Genomic DNA, 20,751 nt, shown 5'->3' on the forward strand with positions numbered 1-20,751 from the left:
ATGAGCACCGGAAGGGTGGAGACCACGATGCCGTTCATGCTCCGCGTCGCCGGGCTTCCCGTCGACTGCGTGCGCGAACTCCGCTGCCCGGCGAGCCGCCGCTGGGCCGACGACGTGCTCGCCGAGACCGAGCGGCTCGCCGCCGAGGGCGCCCGCGTCGGCGATGTGCTGCACGGGCTGATCGGCCGCAACGAGGACGAGTCCTCCCGGCGGATGCTGCTCGCCGTGCGCCGCGCGGTGTTCAACAACCGGCTGCCCAGGGACGCGGAACCCGCGCTCGCACGGGTCCGCGCACACGACCCCGCCGCCGGGCGGACGTTGGAACGCTGGCTCGCCGACCGCCGCGCTCTCGACGGCCGCCGGGCCGAGGGCGCCGCGCTCCTCGCCCGTGAGACGGGCCGCGCCAGGGCCGCCCTCGGCCGGCTGGCGGGCGAGCCGCGGCTGCGCGGCGGCCTGCTGCTGGCGTCCCCCACGCTGGACGCCCAACTCGACGACTGGCAGCGGCGGCTGGCCGCCGGCCCCGACCGCGCTCCGGGCAAGAGGGACCGCAAGATCGAGCGCTCCCTGCTGGCGTACCTGTACCGCACGGCGTGCAAGACGAGCCCGTTCAGCACGTTCACCGGTGTGGTGCCGGGGGAGTTCGCGCCCGACGGGCCGGGACGGGGCGGGGCCCCGGTGCACAGCGGTGACGCCGTGCACCACCAGGCCCCGAGCCCGGGTCCGGGTCCGGGTCAGGGCCCGTCCGTCCGTGACCGCGACGACGCGGGGAGGCGGGCCGGTCGTGCCGACGGGCCCCTGGACGTCCGTGTCGACGACGAGTGGACCGGCCGTGCCCGGCTGAACGTGGCCGCGCTCGGCCGGCTCGCCGAGGCGGTCACCGGTGATCCCGCACGGCGCGCCGACCTTCCGCTGGCCCTCGCGCCCGGCTGGGGACGCGTCGACGACCGGGTGCGCTACGTGCGCCGCTGGATCACGTCCGGCGACGAGGACACCGCCGTCACCTTCGACGCCGTCCAGGACCGGCTGTTCTTCCTGCGGAGCAGCGGCACCCTGGAGCGGCTCATCGCACTGCTCGAGGAGCGCGGCAGCCTCCGCCACGGCGATCTCGCCGCTTGGCTGGCCGCCGACCGCGGTGCCACCGCGGCCGAGGCGGAGCGGTATCTGAGCGCCCTGCTCGACATCGGCATGGTCCAGGTCCCGGGACTGCGCACCGCGGTCCACGACACCGATCCGCTGCGCGCCTTCCAGGGATCGCTCCGTGCCCTCGGCAGCGACTGGGCCACCGAACTCGCCGGCCGTCTCGACCGACCGCTGTCCCGCGTGGACCGCTTCGCCGACGCCGCACCCCGCGAACGCCGCGCACTGCTCGACGGGCTCCGGGAGGACCTGCGCACCGTCCAGACCGAACTGGGAGCCGAGCACGGCCGGGTGCCGCAGACGGTGCTGTACGAGGACGTCGCCGCGGGCCGTGACGTACGGCTGCCCCTCGACGCCTGGACGCGGTCGGTCGCCGCGTCGCTGAGCGCGGTCGAGCGCGTGCTGCCCGCCTTCGACCTCACCCTGCCGCAGCGCATCACCTTCAAGGGGTTCTTCCTCGCCCGCCACGGCCGCGGCGGACGCTGCGACGACCTGCTCAAACTCGTCCACGACTTCCACGAGGACTTCTTCGACCAGTACATCTCGTTCACGTCCCGTCGCACCCCCTTCGACTCCGAGGGCCGGTACGTGCCGGAGGAGAACTGGCTTGGCCTGCCCCAGCTCAAGGCCCTCGACACCGCGCGGCAGACGTTCGCCGACGGGATGCGCGCGCTGTGGGAGTCCCACGACGGCGGCGCGGAACTGGTCGTCGGCGAGTCCCTCCTCGCCGAGGTCGCCGCCGAACTCGACCCGATCACACCGCCGTTCGCGCCCCTCAGCCACCACGTCCAGCTCGCCGTCCCGCCCGGTGGTGCGCCGCTCGCGGTCCTCAACCGCTCCTACGGCGGGGTCTCGTTCCCGTTCAGCCGCTTCGCCCACTGCTTCGACGGCCTGGAGGAGCGGCTGCTGCACCGCGCCGGTGGGCTCTGCCCCGACGGAGCCGTCCTCGCCGAGGTCACCGGCGGCCCGGTCACCAGCAACCTCAACCTGCACGGGCGGCTGACCGAGTACGAGATCGTCTGCCCCGGCGAGAGCGCGACCCTGCCCGAGCCGTACAGCCTCCACCTCGACGATCTGCATCTCGTCCACGACGACGAGGAGGACCGCCTCGTGCTGCGGTCGGCCCGGCTCGGCCGCGAGGTCGTTCCCGTCTACCTCGGCTACCTCGTACCGCTCGCCCTGCCGGAACTGCCCCGCACCCTGCTGCTGCTCTCACCGAGCTCCATGGCCCCGCTGAACGTGTGGGGAGGCGTCCCCGAGGGCGATCCCACCGGTGGTTCCGAGGGCGGTGCCGGCGGTGTTCCCGGAAACGATCCCCACGGCGGGGTCACCCGCAGACCCCGGGTCCGGCACGGCGACGTCGTGCTCAGCAGGCGGAGCTGGCGCGCCCCCGCGTCCGCCCTTCCGCCGCACGGCGGGGCCGGGACACAGGAGGAGTGGTTCCTGGGCTGGCACGCCTTCCGGCGCCACCACGGACTGCCCGACCGGGTCTTCGCCACGGTGACGGACGGCGCGGCGCGCGGCGCCACCGGGGCCAAGCCCCAGTACGTCGACTTCGACAGCCCTCTGTCCCTCGCGGCGTTCGAGGGGACGCTCAGAACCGCGGAGGCCCGTGTGGTCTTCCGCGAGATGCTGCCCGACGAGGGCGGACTGCACGTCTCGTCGGCGCGGGGCCGCCATGTCGCCGAACTGGCCGTGGAGACCACGGCCGTCCCCACCCGACCGAAGGGACGACGATGACCACGACCGCCGCCGGCCCGCCCCCTGCCGACAGCGCCCAGCCCGTCCCCGGCGCAGCGAACGCACCCGACCCGGGCACCACACCCGCACCCGCTCCGGGCACCGGACCCGCACCCGGGTCCGCATCCGGACCCGCATCCACGACCGGGTCCGGACCCGCATCCGGACCCCTGTCCGCGCCCGTGTCCGCCCCCCTGTCCGCCCCCGCCGAGTCCCGTGACTGGCAGGCCACCCACGTCTTCTACGCCGCCAACCCGCGGCCGATGCTCCTGCAGTGCATCCGGCCCCTGGTGGCCGAACTGGAGGCCGACGGGCTGATATCCGGCTGGTTCTTCATCAACTACTGGCTCGGGGGACCCCACGTCCGGCTGCGCCTGAAGCCCTCCTCGGCGCGGGACGCGGCGGAGGTACGGCGCCGCACCGAGGAGGCCGTGGACGCGTTCCTCGCCGAACGCCCCGCCCTCTACGAGGTCGACTCCGGCTTCCTCAACGACTTCTACAACACGCTGTTCGACATCGAGTTCCCCGGCGCCGAGCGCGGCCACTACACCGACGCCCAGGGCCGGATGCGCCTGCGCCCGAACAACTCGCGCAGCGCCGAGCCGTACGAGCCCGAGTACGGCAAGTACGGCGGTCCCGCAGGCGTGGCCCTCGCCGAATGGCACTTCCGCCACTCCAGCGACCTCGTCGTCGACGCCTTCCGCACCAAGAACCTCCACCTGCGCACGGTCCTGCTCGGCACCTCCGCCCAGCTGATGATGGTCATGTCCGGCACGTTCCTCCACGGGGACACCGAACTCGCCGACTACCTGGACAGCTACTACACCTTCTGGCACCGGGCCTTCCCCGGCACGGGGTTCATCGGCAGCGAGGAGTACGACCGCAACTACGCCGCCATGGCACCCTCGCTCGCGGCCCACTTCTCGCGCGTCCGTGCCGCCACCCGCGACGGGGCACCGGGCAGGCTCCCGTCGTTCCTGGCCGGCTGGGCCGAGCACTGCGCCGAGTTGCGGAGCCGTGCCGAGAAGCTGGCCGGCGACGGCGACCTGGTGTTCCGCTCCTGGGACGGCGAACGCGACGAACGGGTCACCGACCCGGCCACGGCGCTCCCGCTGCTCCTTTCCCCGTACATGCACATGACCAACAACCGGCTGCACGTGACCATCAGGGACGAGGCGTACCTCGCGCACGTCCTGAGCCGTGCCCTGCGCGAACCGGCCGACGGGGAGGCGCCGTGACCGCCCCGGCCGTCCCGGCGCGCCACCGTCCCGCGCTCCGCCCCGGGGTGCTGCTCAGCGGACCGCTCCTCCACGGACCCGACCTCGTCCACCTGATCAAGGACACCGGAAGCGGGCAGTCGTTCAAGGTCGGCCCCCGGGAACACTTCCTGATCTCCCGGATGGACGGCACCCGGACCCTGGAGGAGATAGGGGCCGACTACGCGGGCCGGTTCGGGCGGCGCCTGGGCGACTCCCACTGGCGCTCCCTGCTGGCGCTGCTCGGCACCCGCGATCTCCTCGCGGGCCGCGCCGGGACGACCACCGTGCCCGGCGGTCCCGCTTCTCCCCCGGCCGCAACCACCGCCACCCGTACACCCGCTGCGCAGCCTGCGGCCGCCACCTCCCCGGCGCCGCCCGTGCCGGCCGCCGAACCAGCCGACGCACCCCGTGGGCTGATGCGCGGCAGCGTCCGCCTCGTCGCCGACGCGGACGCGACCGCGACCCGGCTGCACCGCCTCACCCGCTACCTGCTCTCCCCGGCCGCGGTGCTGCCCCTGCTGGCGCTCACCGTCCTCATGGAGGCCACACTGGCGCTGCGTCTCGGGGAACTGCTCGACGACACCACCGCCCTGTTCACCGCGCCGGCCCTCCTCCTCGCGGTCGCCACCCTGCTGTGGCTGAGCACGGCCCTGCACGAACTCGCCCACGGAGTGCTCGCGCACCACCACGGCGGACGTGTCTCCGAGATCGGGCTGCGCTGGCGACTCCCGGTGGTCATCATGTACTGCACCGTGGACGACTTCCTCCATCTGCCCGGCAGGCGCGGCAGAATCGCCACCGCCGGCGCGGGTGCCGCGGCGAACCTGCTGTTCCTCCTGCCGTTCTTCGCCGTCTGGGCACTCGCCCCGCTCGACGACACCACCCGGCAGGCGCTCGGCGCGCTGCTCCTGCTGGGCAGCGTGCAGGCCTTCACGATGCTCCTCCCGCTGCCGCCCCTCGACGGGTACAGGATCGCCGCACAACTCCTGGGCGCCACCGGACTCGCGGCCTCGACGGCCGTTTACCTGGGGCTCCTGCTCCGGCGCGATCCGGCCGCCGCGCGCTATCCACGGCGCGCCCGGCGCGCCTACGCCGCCTACGGGGCGACCGTCGCACTGACCCTCGTCCTGCTCGCGGCCGCCGCGTCGGGTGTCGCCCACCACTACCTGACCACCGCGCCATGACGGCCGTCCGGCCGTGATCCCGCAACCACCGAAGGAGAGTTCCATGCCCCCCACCGCCGGCCGGCAGGACGGCCCGGCCGTCGTCCTGGACGACGTGCACAAGCGCTACGGTGCCGTGCGGGCCGTCGACGGCGTGTCCCTGACCGTGCCACGCGGCGAGTTCTTCGGGCTGCTCGGACCCAACGGTGCCGGGAAGACCACCCTCGTGGAGATCATGGAGGGCCAGCGACGCGCCGACTCGGGCAGAGTCACCGTCCTCGGCCACGCGCCCTGGCCCCGGAACCCGGCACTCCTCACGCGTGTCGGCGTTCAGACCCAGTCGTCCGCGTTCTTCGTCCGGCTCACCGCGCGCGAGCATCTGCGCACCGTGGCCGCCCTGTACCGCGTGGACGACGCCGCCGCCGAGCGGGCACTGGCCTCCGTCGCCCTCACCGAGCAGGGCGGCACTCGCGTCGACGACCTCTCCGGCGGGCAGCGGCAGCGTCTCGCCATCGCCTCCGCGCTCGTCCACGAACCCGAGCTGATCTTCCTCGACGAGCCGACGGCGGCCCTCGACCCGCAGGCCCGAAGGGCCCTGTGGCAGGTACTGCGCGACCTCAAGGGCGAAGGCCGCACCATCATCCACACCACCCACCACCTGGACGAGGCGGAGGAGTTGTGCGACCGGGTCGCGATCCTCGTCGACGGCCGGGTCGCCGCGCTCGACAGCCCGGGCCGGCTCATCGAACAGGGCAGCCCCACGACGCGGCTGCTCGTGCCCGCCGCACGGCTGGACCTGGAGACGGCCCAGGGCATCCCGGGTGTCGAACGCGCCACTCTCGAAGGCGACTCGGTCGTCCTGGAGACCCTCGACGCCGGCAGTGTCCTCGCCGCCGTGGACGCGCTCGCCGGACTCCGCGGCGTCCGGACCCGCACCGCCGGCCTGGAGGACGTCTACCTCCAGCTGACCGGCGCACCCGACCCCCGCGCGTAGCCCCGCGCCCGGCCTCCCGCCACCGCCACCTCCCGCCGGACCGCCCTCACCGCCGCCCACTCCCGCCCCCTACGCCCCGCCGGCGCCGACCGCCGGCCACGAACCACGGAGACCTCCGCCATGAGCGCCTACGCCGCGCTGACCACGGCCGGATACCGGGCCTACACCCGGGACCGGACCACGATCTTCTTCACCTTCGCCTTCCCCCTGCTGTTCCTCGTCGTCTTCGGCCTGATCTTCAGCGGCCAGGACGTCGAACAGAGCGGCCGGCCGTACATCGACCACATCGCCCCCGGCGTGCTGGCCTGGGGCGTCGGCAACGCCGCCGTCTTCGGGGTCGCGTTCGTGCTGATGCAGTGGCGCCGCGACGACATCCTGCGCCTCATCCGGATGACGCCGACGCCCGTCTCCGCGGTCATCGCCTCCCGCTATGTGCTGGCGGTCGCCGTCGGTGTCGTCCAGGCCGTCCTGTTCGTCGCCGTGGCCATGCTGCCGTTCTTCGGGCTGGGCGTCTCCGGGAGCTGGCCGCTGGCGCTGCCCGTGCTCGTCCTCGGCATCACGGCGTTCCTCATGCTGGGAGTGATCGTCGGCTCGTACGCGAAGACCCCCGAGGCCGTCGCCGCCGTCGCCAACTGCCTGATGATCCCGATGGCTTTCCTGTCCGGTTCGTTCCTCCCGCTCGACATGATGCCGGACTGGATGCAGACCCTGTCCCGGGCGCTGCCGCTGCGCTACCTCAACGACGGTGTCTCCGGGGCGCTCACGGGAGGGAGCACCGGCGGAGTCCTCCTCGACTGCGGTGTGCTCGCCGGCTTCGCCGTGGTGCTCGGCGCTGTCGCCCTCCGTACGTTCCGCTGGAGCGACAGGACATGACGACCACCGCCGGGGCCCCCGCCGCGCCGCCGCTGGGACGGGCCACCGCCCGCCTCCAGGAGGCACTCACCGCACTCCGCACGGCACTCGGGGATGCCGCCCTCCCCGCACCGCTCGTCGCCCCCCTCGGTGCCGCGGACGTCCTCGGCACCGGCGCCCCCGATCCTCACGCGGACGCACGCCCCCGGGCGAACGTCCAACTGACCGCGCGCGCCGTCCTGATCGGCCCCTGGGGCGGCGCCGGCGAACCGGTGTGCGGGCAGTGCCTCGCCATGCGCTGGCAACGCCTGCGCAGCCGCTCCGAACGCGAGGCACTCGAACGCGGCCGCACCCCGCACGGAGCCGCGGCCTGGCCGCTGCTCACCCCGTACGCCCTCGACGCCGTGTGGGCCGTCTACCGGGCAGTCCTGGGCGGGGACGTCTCCCCGCCGGCCGCGGCACCGGCCGACCGCGCCCTGCCCCAGGTGACCCGGGTCGACCTGGGGACCCTCGCCACCGTGACCTTCCCGCTGCTGCCCGAACCCCTCTGCCCGGCCTGCGTCACGACCGTCCCCGAGACCGCGGACGCCGCCCGGCTCCGGCTGCTGTCCGCCCCCAAACCGGACCCCGGCCGCTACCGGCTCCGCCCCGCCTCGTCGTACGCGCTCCCCGAACAGGCGCTCGCCAACCCCGTCTGCGGCGCAATCGGCGCCCGCACCTGGATCAATCCCGCCTCGACCACCACCGCGCCCGTCGCCGGAACCAACTTCGTCCGCGGCTACGCCGGCCTCAACGACGTCACCTGGAGCGGCCAGGCCAACAGCTACGCCGCCAGCCGTACGCTCGCCCAACTGGAGGGCCTGGAGCGCTACGCGGGCACCCACCGCCGCCGCGGCACCACCCCCGTGACGGCCTCGTACGACTCCCTCGTCGCACGGGGCACCCCCGCCGTGGACCCCGCGGTGCGCGGTCTGTACGCCCCGGAGACCTATGCGAACGACCCGCTCGTCAGCCCCTTCGACCCGGCCCGGGAGATCCCCTGGGTCTGGGGCCATTCGCTGCGTGACGACCGGCCGGTGCTCGTCCCCGCCCGCCTCGCCCACTACAGCGCCGGGGTGGACGCCGACAACTTCGTCTTCGAGTGCTCCAACGGCTGTGCGACCGGCGGCAGTCCGGAGGAAGCGATCCTCTTCGCCCTGCTGGAGCTCGTGGAACGGGACGCCTTCCTGCTCGCCTGGTACGGGCGCGCCCCGCTCACCGCGATCGACCTCGGCACCTGCCGGCGCGCCTCGATCCGCGCCATGATCGACCGGGCGGCGCTGCACGGCTACGACGTCCTTGCCCACGACACCACCATGGACCTGGCCGTACCCGTCGTCACCGCCCTCGCCGTCCGCCGCGACGGCGGCCCCGGGACCCTGTCCTTCGGTGCCGCGGCCGGGTTCGACCCCGAGGAGACCGTCGAGTCCGCGCTCTCGGAGGTGCTCACGTACATCCCGCACCTGCCGCACCAGGTGGCCGAGCGCCGCGGTGAACTCCTCGACATGTCCCGCGACTACACCAAGGTGCTCCATCTGAAGGACCACGCCCAGCTGTTCGGCCTGCCGGAAATGGCGCACCACGCACGGGAGTTCCTGGAACCCGTGGACGTGCGGCCGCTCGACGGGGCGTTCCGCGAGTGGACGGCCTCCGTACGGCCGCGCACCGGCGACCTCCGCGACGACGTGCGCTTCCTGGCCGGGCGGATCTGCGACGCCGGCCACGACGTCGTCGTCGTGGACCAGACGACACCGGAGCAGCGCCGGATGGGGCTGTACACGGTCGCCATGGTCGTCCCGGGCATCCTGCCGCTCGACTTCGGCTGGTCGCGGCAGCGGGCGCTGCTGATGCCCCGGCTGCGGACCGGGCTGCGGGACGCGGGACGGCGGCCGGACACGCTGCCCGACGCGGAGATCAAGGCCGTGCCGCACCCGTTCCCGTGACGGCCCGTCCCGCCGGTGTGCCACGGCATGTCCGGGCGGCCCGGGCCGGCGGAACGGCCGGGGTGTGCCCGGCCCGCACGAGGGCCGCCGGGTGACGCGGACGGCCGGCGGCACGCCGACAGCGGTTCGCGCTCCCACGGCCGGCGGTACATCGACAGCGGTTCGCGCTCCGACGGCCGTCCGCACGCCCGTCGCCCTCGGCGGACCGGCCGGCGCGTTCGCGCCCGCGGTCCGCGGCACGCGAACGGCCTCCCGTCCGGCCGAAGGGCCGCAGGACGGGAGGCCGTGGTCCGTCCGCGGACGGGCGGCGCCCCTGGGTTCAGGCGCTGCAGGAGGTGGTGCTGGTGGTGCTGGAGCAGGTCGACGTGGAGGAACACGACGTCGAACCGGCCAGGACGACCTCGGCGGCGTCCGAGTAGTCCGAGATCTCGAAGGTCTCGGACTCCAGCTCCAGGATCTCGTCGGCGAGCGTGGCGAGTTCGGGCTTCGGGGTCATGGGCGTCTCCCTCGGTGTGCGGGGCCGGCCGGCGGGTCCGGCGGTCCCCCTCGCGCTTCCCATTGCAGCCGAACGCCCTTTCACCTCACCTCGACTGTCACTGACACTTCACTGACACCCCGTGTCAGCGGAACGCCGGATGTCTGGCGTGCCTGCCGGGGACGCCGGCGGGGGAGCCGCCTTCCGGCCCGTCACCTCCGTACGGAGGGGCAAGGAGACCCGATGACCGCACCTGACGTCCCCCGGGACGTGCTGAGGGACGCGACCGCGCTGTACGTCGACCTGCACGCCCATCCCGAACTGTCGGGCGCGGAGGCGCGCACCGCCGGGGTGCTCGCCGCCCGGCTCGAACGCGACGGCTGCACGGTCACCCGCCGCGTCGGCGGGCACGGCGTCGTCGGTGTGCTCCGCAACGGCCCCGGCCCGACCGTGATGGTCCGCGCCGAACTCGACGCCCTTCCGGTACCCGAGCGCACCGGCCTGCCGTACGCCAGCACCGTCCCCGGCGTCATGCACGCCTGCGGACACGACCTGCACACCGCTGCGGCCGCCGGCGCCGTCGCTCTCCTCGCCCGCACCCGGGACTCCTGGCGGGGCACCCTCCTCGTCGTCGGACAGCCCGCCGAGGAGACCCTCGGCGGCGCCCGGGCGATGCTCGACGACGGACTCTACGACCGCTTCGGAACCCCGGACGCGGTGCTCGCCCAGCACTGCGTCCCGATGCCCGCCGGGTCGGTGGCCCACGGGCGGGGCCCGCTGATGTCCGCCGGTGTCACCCTCGACGTGGTCGTCCACGGCCGCGGCGGACACGCGGGCACCCCGCACCTCGCCGTCGACCCCGTCGTCACCGCCGCCGCCGTCGTCATGCGGCTCCAGACGGTGGTGTCCCGCGAGACCGCGCCGGGCGAACGGGTCGTCCTCACCGTCGGCTCGCTGCACGCCGGGGACCGGGCCAACGTGATCCCCTCCGAAGCCCGGCTGTCCGTCTCCGTCAGGGCGTTCACCGACGCCTCCCTGACCAGGGTGACCGAGTCCGTCCGGCGGGTCGTCCGGGCCGAGTGCACCGCCTCCGGCTGCCACCGCGAGCCGGAGATCACGGTCACCGCCGCCTCTCCCGTGCTCGTGTCCGACCCGGACACCGCCCACCGGGTGCGCCGTGCCCACGAGGACGCCTTCGGGGCGCATCGCGTGACCGGCTGGCCCGGATCGAGCGCCACCGAGGACTTCCCGCACTACGCCGTCGGCGGAGTGCCCGTCGCCTACTGGATGCTCGGTGCCACCGGCGCCCGGCAGTGGCGTGCCGCCAGGGACGGCGGCGAACCGGTCCCGGCCAACCACTCGGGCACGTTCGCCCCCGACGTACGCACGGCGCTCCCGGCCGGCGTCACCGCGATGGCCACGGCCGCACGGAGCCTGCTCGGTGCGCCCGGCCGGGGGCGGGGCGCGCCCGGGACGCGTGACGACGGGGACGGCGCGCCGGGTGCTCCCGACCACGGCGAGGGCCTTCCCGGGACTCGCGAACGCCCGGAGGGCGTGCCGCGATGACCCCCGGCCGGCCGGAGTACGTCGACGTCGTCGCCGTGCGCGACGACCGGTCCGCGCCCGCGGGCGAGACCACCGTCATCCGGCTGCTGGGCCTCCTGCCCGCGCACTGGCCCTGCCGGCCCGAGGTCCGTGCCGACCGCATCCGGCTGCGCATCGCCCTCGACGCGGCCACCGACCCGCACACGGTCAGCAGCGCCGTCAGCCGCGCCCTCGCCGACGCGGGGCTGCGCGGCTGGTCGCGACACCGGGGCTGATCACCTGCGGCACGGAGCACCGGCGGGGGCGGACCCGCCCGACGCCGATGCCGATGCATCGCGGATGCGGATGCCGGTACCTGTCCCGAACCCGATCCCGAACCCGATACCGACACCTGCGCCTGCCGACAGCTGTGCCCTCGCCGGCCGCGGCCCACCGGTCCGGCCGCGGCCCACCGGCGGTCCGGTCACGACCGGGCGGCGGGGGCGGACCCGCCGCGTTCAGACCCAGCCGCGCTCCCGTGCGAGCAGCGCCGCATGGGCCCGGTTCGCCGCTCCCAGCTTCTGCATGATGTCCGCGACATGACGACGGTACGTCCGTACCGACACCCCCAACTCCCGTGCCCCCACCTCGTCCTTGCCCGCCGAGCACATCGACAGCAGCACCCGCCGTTCGGTACCGGTCAAACGCTCTTCCGCCCCCTCCGGCCCGGCCACGGCGGTCAGTTGCTCGGCCTGGGACCAGATCTTCTCGAACAGGGCGATGATGTTCGCCACCAGCCCGTTGCTGCGGGCGAGCAACGCACCCCGCGCCGTGTTGCGCGGATCCACGGGCACCAGCGCCGTATGGCCGTCGTACACGAGGATCCGCTCGGTTATGTTCTCCGCCACCCTGATCAGGGCGCCCTCCGCGACCAACTCCCGCAGGTAGCCGGCGGTCGGCGGATTGTCGAGCGCGGCACGGAGTACGACGTTCCGGATGCGCACTCCCCTGCGCAGACAGCGCATGTCCAGGGGTCTCGACCGGGCGATGTTCTCCGCCGACAGCTTGGTGTAGGGCTCGACGGACAGGATCTCGTCACGGGCGAAGAAGGCGAGGTCCTCGATACGGTTGCGGATGTCGTCCAGCCCGTGCAACTGCTCGATGCCCTGCGGTGCCATCCACTCGCCCTGCTCGGCGCGCAGCCCCTGGATGACGTGCCGGGCCTGCGTCACCCGCTGCAACTCCTGGTGCAGGGCGTGCAGTCGGGCGTCCGTCAGCCGGGCCACGGCGACCTCGGGATCCGCCGGTGTGATACGGCCGTCGGCGCCCGTGGGGTGGATCAGCCCGAGTCGGCGCAGCCGCTCCAGGCACTGCTCCGGGTTCTGCTCCCGGCTGGGCCCGTCCTTGAGGGCGAGCGCCTGGAGGTCCTCGATCGTGGTGTCAGGGTTGCGGAGAAAGTGCCGGTAGAGCTCTTCCTCCGCGGCGGACACGCCGAACACGGCCATCTCGTTCTCACGCAACGCGCCCTCGGTGTATGAGTTCGGTCCGCCGGGAAGGGGGTTGGCCCCCGGCTTCGTACCACCGAAGGTTATCCCGCATACCAGGCATCCGGCCGTCCTCCTCCCGCACCCGTCGCCCCACCGCCCGGAGGCCCGTTGCGGACCGCTCGACTCCGGTTCGCGACCCGCGCGAGAGCCGACGGTTCTCGTCGGCGCGTCAGTACGGTGGTGCCGGGCCCTTCCAGGAGCCGGACGGGGCGCCCCGGCATCCCGCCGCCGCCACGCGCACGAGAGGAACACCCATGCGGTATCGCACCCTCGGCAGTTCGGACCTCGAAGTCTCGGAGATCTCGCTGGGATCCTGGCTCACCTACTCCGGAGGCGTGGAGGCGGACACCGCCCGCGCGTGCACCGAGGCGGCGTTCGACGCGGGCATCAACTTCTTCGACACCGCGAACGTCTACGGACGGGGTGCGGCCGAGACGGCGTGGGGCGAGATCCTGTCGGCCCACCCGCGCGACTCGTACGTCCTGGCCACCAAGGTATGGGGCCGGATGTCCGACGACCCGGCCGACCAGGGCCTGTCACCCGCACAGATCGCCAAGCAGATCGACGCCTCCCTCACCCGCCTGAGGACCGACCACGTGGACCTCTACCAGGCCCACCGGTTCGACCCCACGGTGCCGGTCGAGGACACCGTCGAGGCGCTCCAGAAGGTCGTCGAACAGGGCAAGGCCCGGTACCTCGGCTTCAGCGAGTGGACCCCCGAACAGATCCGGGCCGCCGTCGACATCGCGGGGCCCGGGTTGTTCGCGTCCTCCCAGCCGCAGTACTCCATGCTGTGGCAGGCCCCCGAGGCCGAGGTGTTCGGCCTGTGCGCCGCCCACGGCATCTCACAGATCGTCTGGTCCCCGCTGGCTCAGGGAGTTCTCACGGGCAAGTACCGGCCGGGCCGGCCCGTTCCCGAGGGAAGCCGCTTCGCCAGCGACACCATGGCGGTCTCCCGCGACCTCGTCTACAGCGACGCCGCACTCGAAGCGGTCGAGCGGCTCGTTCCCGTCGCCGAGGGGGCGGGAACGAGCCTGGCGACCCTGGCACTGGCCTGGGTCCTGCGCCGCACCGAGGTCGCCTCCGCCATCACCGGGGCCTCCCGCCCCGAGCAGGTCCACAGCAACGCGGCCGCCTCCGGTGTCGAGCTGTCCGACGACGTGCTGACGGCCGTCGACGCGGCACTCGGCGACGCGCCGGTCACCGAGCCGACCCTGGCCCCGTCCGCCGAGCCGGGCGTCCGGCACCGCTGACGCGCGAGCGAGGAACCTCCTCGTCCGCCCAGTCCCCTCGGGGGTCGTCAATCGCGTTTCGCCGGGTACACGCGCGGGCGAGGGGGCCGACAGCCCCCGCCGCCCGGCCGGTCCACGGATCCGGCACGACGAGAGGAGACGATGATGTCGCAGGTCGAGGAATCCATCGAGGTCGACGTCCCGGTGCGTACGGCGTACAACCAGTGGACGCAGTTCGAGACGTTCCCGGAGTTCATGGACGGTGTCGAGCGGATCGACCAGCTCTCCGACACCCTGACCCACTGGACCACCTCCGTCGACGGCGTCCAACGGCAGTTCGACGCGAAGATCACCGAGCAGATCCCGGACGAGCGCGTGGCCTGGACGACCGTCGAGGGCGAACGGCAGGCCGGAGTGGTGACGTTCCACCGTCTGGCGGACGCCAGGACCAAGATCATGCTGCAGATGGAATTCGATCCGCAGGGCGTGGCGGAGACCGTCGGCGACAGGCTCGGCTTCGTCAGGCGTCAGGTCACCGGCGACCTCGAGCGCTTCAAGCGCTTCATCGAGTCCAGGGGTACGGAGACCGGAGCGTGGCGCGGCGAGGTCTGAACCGGCGGGAGGCGCACCGCCGCTCCCGCCCGGCCCGGCAGCCGGGTCACCGGCCGCCGTCGGCGGCGGGGGCGGTGCCGCAGGGGCGGGATCCGGACGAAGGGGCCTCGGCCCGGTCCGGGTGCCGTACCACTCGGAAGCGCTCGGCCACCACCACGGTCGTGCGTCGACGGTGAAGCCGGGGACACCCAGCACCTCGGGCATCTGCGCCCCGGCCCGAAACGTGCGTGGGCCGTGCCCGTTCGGCCACGGACCGGTGGCCCTCGCCCTCGTCGAGGGCGTGCCGCAGGTCGACCTCGCCCAGCGGCAGCACACGTACCTCCGTCACCTCCGGCTCGGCCGTCGTGCGGCCCGCCGACTCGATCAGCGCGTCGCGCTCACCGGGGCTCGGCAGGTCCTCGCCCTCCGCCTCGTCCTCGGCCAACAGCCCGGTCGTGGACACCTTCTCGCCGGAGAGCACGGCGGACACCTGCAAGTCCCGCAGCGGCCCGGGCCTGACGAGCAGATACGGCTTCAGCGTCGAAGACGCCTCGCTCGTCGTCGCGTCGGCAGTGCCGCTCGTCGCACCGGGCCGTGTGCCGGTCCTCGTGCCGGTCGTCGAGGCGTGCGTCGAGGTGGCGTCGCGTCGGTCGTCGACGACGGACGGACCGACGCGACGCGCGCACCGGATCGCGGTCGTCGACCGCTCCCACCGCCTCCCGGCGACTGTCACGGTTCGATCAGCCCCGCGCGGATCGCGTAGCGGGTGAGCTCCGTACGGTCCCGCAGACCCAGCTTCTGGAGGAGGTTCGCCCGGTGCCGTTGGACCGTCTTGACGCTGATCGAGAGGAGCGCCGCGATCTCCTTGGACGAATGGCCCTCGGCGACGAGCTTCAGCACCTCCTCCTCGCGGGGCGTGAGGATCTGGTCCGGGGCCTCGTCGCCGTAGCGCACCCGGTCGAGGTAGTGGCGGATGAGGGCGCTCACCGCACCGGGGTAGAGGAAGGGCTCGTCGTTCATCGCGGCCCGACAGGCGGCGACCAGATCGCGGTCGGCCACGGACTTCAGGACGTACCCGCAGGCCCCGGCCTTCAACGCCTGGAAGAAGTACTGCTCGTTGTCGTGCATCGTCAGCATCAGCACGCGCAGACCGGGCCTGAGCGCGGCCAGTTCGCGCGCGGCCTGCAGCCCGGTCATGCGCGGCATGGCGATGTCCAGGACGGCGAGGTCGACTTCATGGCTGCGGGCCATGCCGACGGCCTCCGCACCGTCACCGGCCTCGGCGACGACCTCCAGGTCCGGTTCCCGGTCGAGAATGAGCCGCACCCCGCGGCGCACCAGTGCGTGGTCGTCGGCGAGGAGGATACGGATCGGCTCTGCTGCGGACACGGTCACGGCTCCTCCCCCCGCCCGGGAAGCGTCAGCCGGACTCGGGTGCCGGACCGCGCCGCGGGGACCACCTCCAGCGCCGCCCCGATGAGCAGGGCCCGTTCACGCATACCGCGGATGCCGGCGCCCTCACGGGCGAGGCCGATGCCCCGGCCGTCGTCGGTGACGTCGAGGACGACGGTGCCACCGGCGCGGCGCAGGCTGACCTCGACGCGTCCGGCCTCCGCGTGGCGGGCGGCGTTGGTCAGGCTCTCCTGTGTGACGCGGTAGAGCACGAGCTCCGTCTCGTGGTCCAGTTCCGGCAGGTCGGAGTCGAAGCCGCGGGACACCCTGAGCCCCGAATGGGCGGCGAACTCGCCGGTGAGCGAGGTGAGCGCGCTGATCAGGCCGAGGTCGTCCAGGACCCCCGGCCGCAGCCTGCGCACCAGACGACGGACCTCGTCCAGGCTCTCGCGGGTGATCTCCTGCACCAGTTGCAGCTCGCCGCGCAGCGGCTCGGAGGCGTCGTCCGCCGCCTGCTTCAGCGCCAGCAGGATCGCGGTCATGCTCTGGCCGACCTCGTCGTGGAGCTCCTGCGCGATACGGCGCCGCTCCGACTCCTGTGCGAGAAGGGCCCGGGCACTGCTGGCGGCCCGCTCGCCCTCCAGGCGTTCCAGCATGGCGTTGAACGTGCTGATCAGATCCGCCACCTCGCCGCGCCCCTGGACGGGCAGCCGCTGGCCGGGGCGCAGCAGATCGACTGTGGTCATGACACGGGTGAGCCGTCCCAGCGGCGCCAGACCGACCCGCAGCAACGCCGCGTTGGCGACCAGCATCACGGCCAGTCCGCCCACCAGGATGACCGCTTCGGTCAGCAGCACCGGCACCGAGACGGTCACCGGAGCCCACAGCAGCAGTGCCGTGGCCGCTCCCAGCACCACGGCATTGAGGCCGAAGATCCGCCAGTACAGGGACACGGGTGTCACGCCTTCCTCTCGTACGGGCTCCGTCCCCACTGTCGGTCACCACGAGCCCCCGGCGGGAGCCGCGGCTCCGGTCGGACCGAGCCAGTCGCCAGCGTCCCCCGAACCGGTGCGGGAGTCGATGGGCTCCCACCCCCATTTCCGGTGGGCCGCCCTACCCATGGCGGGCCGCATGGTTCCTCCGACCCCGCAGAGATGGGTACTGCGCCCGATAGGCCCGGCGGAGGAAAGCGGCCATGGTGGAGACCTCAAGTCCGGCGCATCGTGCCTGGTCAGCAGGTACGCGTCGGGCTGCCGCCCGCGACGCCGCCCGGCAGCCGTGCGCCGTCACCGCCCGAGAGAGGACTCCCCATGCCGCTCGACACCCCCCGGACCGAACCCCAGCCGGAGCGTCTGACCGCCCACGAGGCACGCCAGCGGCTGGAGCACGCCCGCAACACGCGTCTGACCCAGCTGAGGGCGATCGGGGAGACCGCCCAGACCCACGAGGACCACCTGATGTCCTCGCAGAAGGACGCCCTCCGGCGTGCGCTCACCGAGATCGACGAAGCCTTCGCCCGCATCGACGGCGGGACCTACGGAACCTGTCTCGCCTGCTCCACGACGATCCCGGCGGAACGCCTCGAGATCCTCCCGTACACGCGCCACTGCGTCGCGTGCCAGCGCCGCTCCGCGTGACGGCCGTCCACCGGCCGGCCGTCCCCGATCCACCCGGCTCGCCGGCCCGCCCGGCCCGGACTCCCTCCCGCCCTGCCGAAGGGGTGAACGGTGAACCACCAGACCATCGGCGACCACGACACGGTCGTCCCGACCCACGCTGCGGCGTACGACGAGGTCGTCCCGGCCCGCGCGGTCACCGCCGTGGCGCACGACGCGGCCCACGGCGCGGCCCTCACGACCGACGACCTCGACGTGCTCCGCGAGAACCTGCGCGATCAGTACCTGTTCCGCCAGGAGCAGCTGCGGCAGATCGGGTCCGCCGCCCCGTCACGCGCGGACGACCTGCTCGGACGGCAGGTCCCGTCGCAACTGGAGGTGCGGATCAAGGTCGCCGCCTCGGCCCGTATGGTCCTCGCCGACGTCGAGGCCGCCCTGCGGCGCATGGACGAGGGCCGTTACGGCGCCTGTCATCTGTGCAGGCGTCCCATCGCCCGCGAGCGCCTGCTGATCGTTCCGCAGGCCCGGTACTGCTCACGCTGCCAGCAGGTGAGGGAGGCCGGACGATGAGCGCGGCCCCCCTCCGCCGGGGCCCGGCCGGTCACCGGCCGTGGCCCGGCTGCAGGCGCTGCTCCGGCATCGCCCTCGACCTGGGCAGTGCCCGCACCCGCGTCTGGATCTCCGGCCGCGGCACGATCCTCGACGTCCCCACGGTCACCTTCCCGGGCGCCGGCGCCATCCACCCGATCCGGCGCGGCGCGATCGTCGACACCCCGGGCACCGCCCGGATGCTCGAACGCCTGCTCGGCAATCGCCTCCCGCGCCTCGGCCGCCCGCTGGTCGTCGTGACCGCACCCGTACTGGACGGTGTCGCCTTCCGCGCGGAGGCCCTGACGGCGGTGCAGGTGCTGCGGCCGCGCACCGTGCTGACCGTTCCCACCGCGCGGGCCGTCGCGCTCGCCGCCGGCGCGGACCTCTGCCGGCCCCAGATGGTCGTGGACATCGGCGCCCACGTCACCGAAGTGGTGCTCCTGTCGGACGGGGCCGTCCTCGACGCGCGCCGCACCGCCCTCGGTACCCGCGATCTGGACGACACCACCACGGCCGACGGGATCACCGGCGCGGTCGCCGACATGATCACGGCGATGCTGCGACAGGACCGGACGTCACTCACCCTCGACGCGATCCAGGGAGGTCTGCTCCTCGCCGGCGGAGGAGCGCTGCGCCCGGAGATCGTCCACCGGCTCACGGGGCAGCTGCACGCCCCCGTCCGCGCCGTGCCCGCGCCGCACACCGCCGCCGTGCGCGGCGCCGCCAGGCTCCTCGAGGCCGCGCACACCCACCCGGCGTTCAGCGGCAGGCAACCGGTCCCGCACCTTCACCACTGACCGGGGGCCCGCCCGTGCGGCCGGCACCGCGACCGGCGACATCGGCGGGGTTCCGCACGCTTCCGGCGTCGCGGAACCCCAGTGCCCGGCGTCCCGGAGCCGCCGTGCCCCGGCGTCGCGTCTCCCGTGCGTCCGGAGAGAACCGCGTGTCCCGGCGCCTCGGTACCCGGGCTCCCGGCCCTCCCGTGCCGGGAGCCCGAGCCCGAGTCCCCAAGCCATGAGCCGTGCGCGCGGAAGGAGAGATCGGAAGGAGAGGCCCGTGGCCGGCAGCATCCCCCAGGCCCAGCCGCCCCCCGCGGGCCGGCGCCTGCCGCTGTGGCGATGGCGGCGCAACCCCCTGCGCCGCACCACGGACCTATTGCAGGGCTGGATCGGCCTCTGCCTGGTGCTGGCCGTCGTCGCGACCGCCCCCGCCGCGATGCGTGCGGCCGGTGGAACCGCCCACCGCCACTACGAACGGATCGCCCACGAGCAGGCGCGGGTACGCCACCACATCCCCGCCGTCCTCGTGCACGACGTACCGCGTCACCCGGAACCGGGATCCGCGGAGGCGAGAGAGACCCTGTACCCGGCCCAGGTGCGCTTCACCGATCCCGAGGGGAACCCACGCACCGCGGAGACCGATGTCGCACCCGGCCTGCCCGCGCACAGCACCGTCCAGATCTGGACCGACGCCGACGGCACCCTCGCGGACCCGCCGCTCGCCCCCGGCCGCATCCGCAGCCACAGCATGGGCTGGGCCGCGCTCGCCGGGATCATCGTCGTCGCGTCCGGCGCCACCGCGTACCGACTGGCCGGCCTCACGCTGCAGCGGCGCAACCTCGCGGCGTGGGACAGGGCATGGTCCGAGACGGGTCCCCGCTGGACCGCGTCCATCGACTGAGCGCGCCGTCCACGGTCCTCGCACGGTCAAAGGCCCGGGGCAGTCGGAGCCCCGCACGGTCACGGGCCCCGGCCGGGCCCGGGGACCGGGTGCCCGTCCGCTGTCTGAGTGATCGTGGACGGGCCGTTGCGCCGCGGCGGTCGGGGCCCGGGCCCCGACCGCACGATGGACGCGCCTCACCCGGTGAACGCCACCGCGGAGGACCCACAGGAGGACCCTCGTGACCACTCAGCCGTCCGGCTCCGCCGCGCCGCCCGCTCGCTACGACGACCTGCGCGCCCTCTTCGTCAACTGCACCCTGAAACGCTCACCCGAGACCAGCAACACCCAAGGTCTGATCGACAGGAGCCGCGCCCTGATGGAGCGCCAGGGCGTCCGCGCCGACGTCGTACGCGCCGTCGACCTCGACATCGCCACCGGGGTGTGGCCGGACATGACCGAACACGGCTGGGAGACCGACGCCTGGCCGGCGCTCTACGAGCGGGTCATGGCGTCCGACATCCTCGTGCTCGCAGGCCCCATCTGGCTCGGCGACAACAGCTCCGTCATGAAGCGGGTGATCGAGAGGCTGTACGCGTGCTCCAGCCTGCTCAACGACCAAGGACAGTACGCCTATTACGGGCGCGTCGGCGGCTGTCTGATCACCGGCAACGAGGACGGGGTCAAGCACTGCGCCATGAACGTGCTCTACAGCCTCCAGCACCTCGGCTACACCATCCCGCCGCAAGCCGACGCCGGATGGATCGGCGAGGCGGGCCCCGGCCCCTCCTATCTCGACCCCGGCTCGGGCGGTCCCGAGAACGAGTTCACCCATCGCAACACCACGTTCATGACGTGGAATCTGCTGCACATGGCCGCGATGCTGAAAAGGGCGGGCGGTATCCCCGCCCACGGCAACCAGCGCACGGAGTGGGACGCGGGGTGCCGCTTCGACTCCCCGAACCCCGAACACCGTTAGACCCGGCGAGGAGGGCGG

Annotated in this window: 19 protein-coding genes and 1 pseudogene; 15 read left to right on the forward strand and 5 right to left on the reverse strand. The window is 73.6% G+C overall.

Features of this window, described 5'->3' with window-relative positions:
* The 6 genes from QRN89_RS32295 (at position 1) to QRN89_RS32320 (ending at position 9,127) form a co-directional block, all read left to right on the forward strand.
* Positions 1-2,877 carry a lantibiotic dehydratase gene (locus QRN89_RS32295; RefSeq protein WP_290352950.1) on the forward strand — a complete coding sequence of 959 codons (2,877 nt, stop codon included), beginning with the start codon at positions 1-3 and terminating at the stop codon, positions 2,875-2,877.
* Positions 2,874-4,115 carry a lantibiotic dehydratase C-terminal domain-containing protein gene (locus tag QRN89_RS32300; RefSeq protein ID WP_390702307.1) on the forward strand — a complete coding sequence of 414 codons (1,242 nt, stop codon included), beginning with the start codon at positions 2,874-2,876 and terminating at the stop codon, positions 4,113-4,115. Before QRN89_RS32295 ends, QRN89_RS32300 begins: the two co-directional genes overlap by 4 nt.
* Positions 4,112-5,320: a peptidase M50 gene (locus tag QRN89_RS32305; RefSeq protein WP_290352951.1), complete on the forward strand. Its 1,209-nt coding sequence runs from the start codon at positions 4,112-4,114 to the stop codon at positions 5,318-5,320. The genes QRN89_RS32300 and QRN89_RS32305 overlap by 4 nt, the downstream gene beginning before the upstream one ends.
* A gap of 43 nt (positions 5,321-5,363) precedes the next feature.
* Entirely contained in the window at positions 5,364-6,293 is a 930-nt protein-coding gene (locus QRN89_RS32310) for an ABC transporter ATP-binding protein (RefSeq protein ID WP_290352952.1), read from the forward strand.
* Positions 6,294-6,413: 120 nt separating this feature from the next.
* Positions 6,414-7,166, forward strand: coding sequence for an ABC transporter permease (locus QRN89_RS32315; RefSeq protein WP_290352953.1), 753 nt, complete (start codon positions 6,414-6,416; stop codon positions 7,164-7,166).
* Positions 7,163-9,127, forward strand: a complete 1,965-nt coding sequence (locus tag QRN89_RS32320) for a TOMM precursor leader peptide-binding protein (RefSeq protein WP_290352954.1) — start codon at positions 7,163-7,165, stop codon at positions 9,125-9,127. The genes QRN89_RS32315 and QRN89_RS32320 overlap by 4 nt, the downstream gene beginning before the upstream one ends.
* 319 nt (positions 9,128-9,446) lie before the next feature.
* Here the strand turns inward: QRN89_RS32320 and QRN89_RS32325 are convergent, their stop codons facing one another.
* Positions 9,447-9,623, reverse strand: coding sequence for a thiazolylpeptide-type bacteriocin (locus QRN89_RS32325; protein ID WP_017948544.1), 177 nt, complete (start codon positions 9,621-9,623; stop codon positions 9,447-9,449).
* A gap of 222 nt (positions 9,624-9,845) precedes the next feature.
* On the opposite strand from QRN89_RS32325, the gene QRN89_RS32330 reads away from it, so the two are divergent.
* Both QRN89_RS32330 and QRN89_RS32335 read left to right on the forward strand, forming a co-directional pair.
* Positions 9,846-11,168 (forward strand): amidohydrolase, encoded by a 1,323-nt coding sequence (locus QRN89_RS32330; protein WP_290352955.1) that lies wholly within the window; start codon positions 9,846-9,848, stop codon positions 11,166-11,168.
* Positions 11,165-11,422, forward strand: coding sequence for a hypothetical protein (locus tag QRN89_RS32335; RefSeq protein ID WP_290352956.1), 258 nt, complete (start codon positions 11,165-11,167; stop codon positions 11,420-11,422). The genes QRN89_RS32330 and QRN89_RS32335 overlap by 4 nt, the downstream gene beginning before the upstream one ends.
* A 222-nt stretch (positions 11,423-11,644) precedes the next feature.
* Here the strand turns inward: QRN89_RS32335 and QRN89_RS32340 are convergent, their stop codons facing one another.
* Complete coding sequence (locus QRN89_RS32340) at positions 11,645-12,631, reverse strand: helix-turn-helix transcriptional regulator (protein ID WP_290353947.1); 987 nt, start codon at positions 12,629-12,631, stop codon at positions 11,645-11,647.
* Between the two features lie 296 nt (positions 12,632-12,927).
* On the opposite strand from QRN89_RS32340, the gene QRN89_RS32345 reads away from it, so the two are divergent.
* Both QRN89_RS32345 and QRN89_RS32350 read left to right on the forward strand, forming a co-directional pair.
* A complete protein-coding gene (locus QRN89_RS32345; RefSeq protein ID WP_290352957.1) occupies positions 12,928-13,926 on the forward strand; it encodes an aldo/keto reductase family protein in 999 nt (332 codons plus the stop codon).
* A 144-nt stretch (positions 13,927-14,070) separates the two neighbouring features.
* Positions 14,071-14,517 (forward strand): SRPBCC family protein, encoded by a 447-nt coding sequence (locus QRN89_RS32350; protein ID WP_290352958.1) that lies wholly within the window; start codon positions 14,071-14,073, stop codon positions 14,515-14,517.
* Between the two features lie 46 nt (positions 14,518-14,563).
* On the opposite strand, the pseudogene QRN89_RS32355 reads toward QRN89_RS32350, so the two are convergent.
* The 3 genes and pseudogenes from QRN89_RS32355 to QRN89_RS32365 all read right to left on the reverse strand — a co-directional run bounded on the left by QRN89_RS32355 (position 14,564) and on the right by QRN89_RS32365 (position 16,841).
* A pseudogene (locus QRN89_RS32355) lies at positions 14,564-15,034 on the reverse strand (ASCH domain-containing protein).
* 191 nt (positions 15,035-15,225) lie between these two features.
* Positions 15,226-15,885 (reverse strand): response regulator, encoded by a 660-nt coding sequence (locus tag QRN89_RS32360; protein WP_290352959.1) that lies wholly within the window; start codon positions 15,883-15,885, stop codon positions 15,226-15,228.
* Between the two features lie 2 nt (positions 15,886-15,887).
* Positions 15,888-16,841, reverse strand: a complete 954-nt coding sequence (locus QRN89_RS32365; protein ID WP_290353948.1) for a HAMP domain-containing sensor histidine kinase — start codon at positions 16,839-16,841, stop codon at positions 15,888-15,890.
* Positions 16,842-17,198: 357 nt separating this feature from the next.
* On the opposite strand from QRN89_RS32365, the gene QRN89_RS32370 reads away from it, so the two are divergent.
* The 5 genes from QRN89_RS32370 to QRN89_RS32390 all read left to right on the forward strand — a co-directional run bounded on the left by QRN89_RS32370 (position 17,199) and on the right by QRN89_RS32390 (position 20,733).
* The gene (locus tag QRN89_RS32370) at positions 17,199-17,525 is read left to right on the forward strand and encodes a TraR/DksA family transcriptional regulator (protein ID WP_290352960.1); all 327 of its coding nucleotides are present in this window, start codon (positions 17,199-17,201) and stop codon (positions 17,523-17,525) included.
* A 183-nt stretch (positions 17,526-17,708) separates the two neighbouring features.
* On the forward strand, positions 17,709-18,074 hold the full coding sequence (locus QRN89_RS32375) for a TraR/DksA family transcriptional regulator (RefSeq protein WP_290353949.1): 366 nt from the start codon (positions 17,709-17,711) through the stop codon (positions 18,072-18,074).
* Positions 18,071-18,892 (forward strand): rod shape-determining protein, encoded by an 822-nt coding sequence (locus tag QRN89_RS32380; RefSeq protein ID WP_290352961.1) that lies wholly within the window; start codon positions 18,071-18,073, stop codon positions 18,890-18,892. The genes QRN89_RS32375 and QRN89_RS32380 overlap by 4 nt, the downstream gene beginning before the upstream one ends.
* 259 nt (positions 18,893-19,151) lie before the next feature.
* Entirely contained in the window at positions 19,152-19,775 is a 624-nt protein-coding gene (locus tag QRN89_RS32385; RefSeq protein ID WP_290352962.1) for an Rv1733c family protein, read from the forward strand.
* Between the two features lie 220 nt (positions 19,776-19,995).
* Positions 19,996-20,733, forward strand: coding sequence for a flavodoxin family protein (locus QRN89_RS32390; RefSeq protein ID WP_290352963.1), 738 nt, complete (start codon positions 19,996-19,998; stop codon positions 20,731-20,733).
* Positions 20,734-20,751: the final 18 nt, after the last annotated feature.

This window comes from Streptomyces sp. HUAS CB01 (genome assembly GCF_030406905.1).
In the GTDB taxonomy this organism is placed as follows: domain Bacteria; phylum Actinomycetota; class Actinomycetes; order Streptomycetales; family Streptomycetaceae; genus Streptomyces; species Streptomyces chengbuensis.

Coding starts and splice junctions, on each gene's coding strand:
- QRN89_RS32310 (WP_290352952.1), top strand. CDS start 5,364: ATGCCCCCCACCGCCGGCCGGCAGGACGGCCCGGCCGTCGTCCTGGAC.
- QRN89_RS32315 (WP_290352953.1), top strand. CDS start 6,414: ATGAGCGCCTACGCCGCGCTGACCACGGCCGGATACCGGGCCTACACC.
- QRN89_RS32350 (WP_290352958.1), top strand. CDS start 14,071: ATGTCGCAGGTCGAGGAATCCATCGAGGTCGACGTCCCGGTGCGTACG.
- QRN89_RS32380 (WP_290352961.1), top strand. CDS start 18,071: ATGAGCGCGGCCCCCCTCCGCCGGGGCCCGGCCGGTCACCGGCCGTGG.
- QRN89_RS32325 (WP_017948544.1), bottom strand. CDS start 9,623: ATGACCCCGAAGCCCGAACTCGCCACGCTCGCCGACGAGATCCTGGAG.
- QRN89_RS32370 (WP_290352960.1), top strand. CDS start 17,199: ATGCCGCTCGACACCCCCCGGACCGAACCCCAGCCGGAGCGTCTGACC.
- QRN89_RS32300 (WP_390702307.1), top strand. CDS start 2,874: ATGACCACGACCGCCGCCGGCCCGCCCCCTGCCGACAGCGCCCAGCCC.
- QRN89_RS32340 (WP_290353947.1), bottom strand. CDS start 12,631: ATGGCCGTGTTCGGCGTGTCCGCCGCGGAGGAAGAGCTCTACCGGCAC.
- QRN89_RS32335 (WP_290352956.1), top strand. CDS start 11,165: ATGACCCCCGGCCGGCCGGAGTACGTCGACGTCGTCGCCGTGCGCGAC.
- QRN89_RS32320 (WP_290352954.1), top strand. CDS start 7,163: ATGACGACCACCGCCGGGGCCCCCGCCGCGCCGCCGCTGGGACGGGCC.
- QRN89_RS32295 (WP_290352950.1), top strand. CDS start 1: ATGAGCACCGGAAGGGTGGAGACCACGATGCCGTTCATGCTCCGCGTC.
- QRN89_RS32345 (WP_290352957.1), top strand. CDS start 12,928: ATGCGGTATCGCACCCTCGGCAGTTCGGACCTCGAAGTCTCGGAGATC.
- QRN89_RS32330 (WP_290352955.1), top strand. CDS start 9,846: ATGACCGCACCTGACGTCCCCCGGGACGTGCTGAGGGACGCGACCGCG.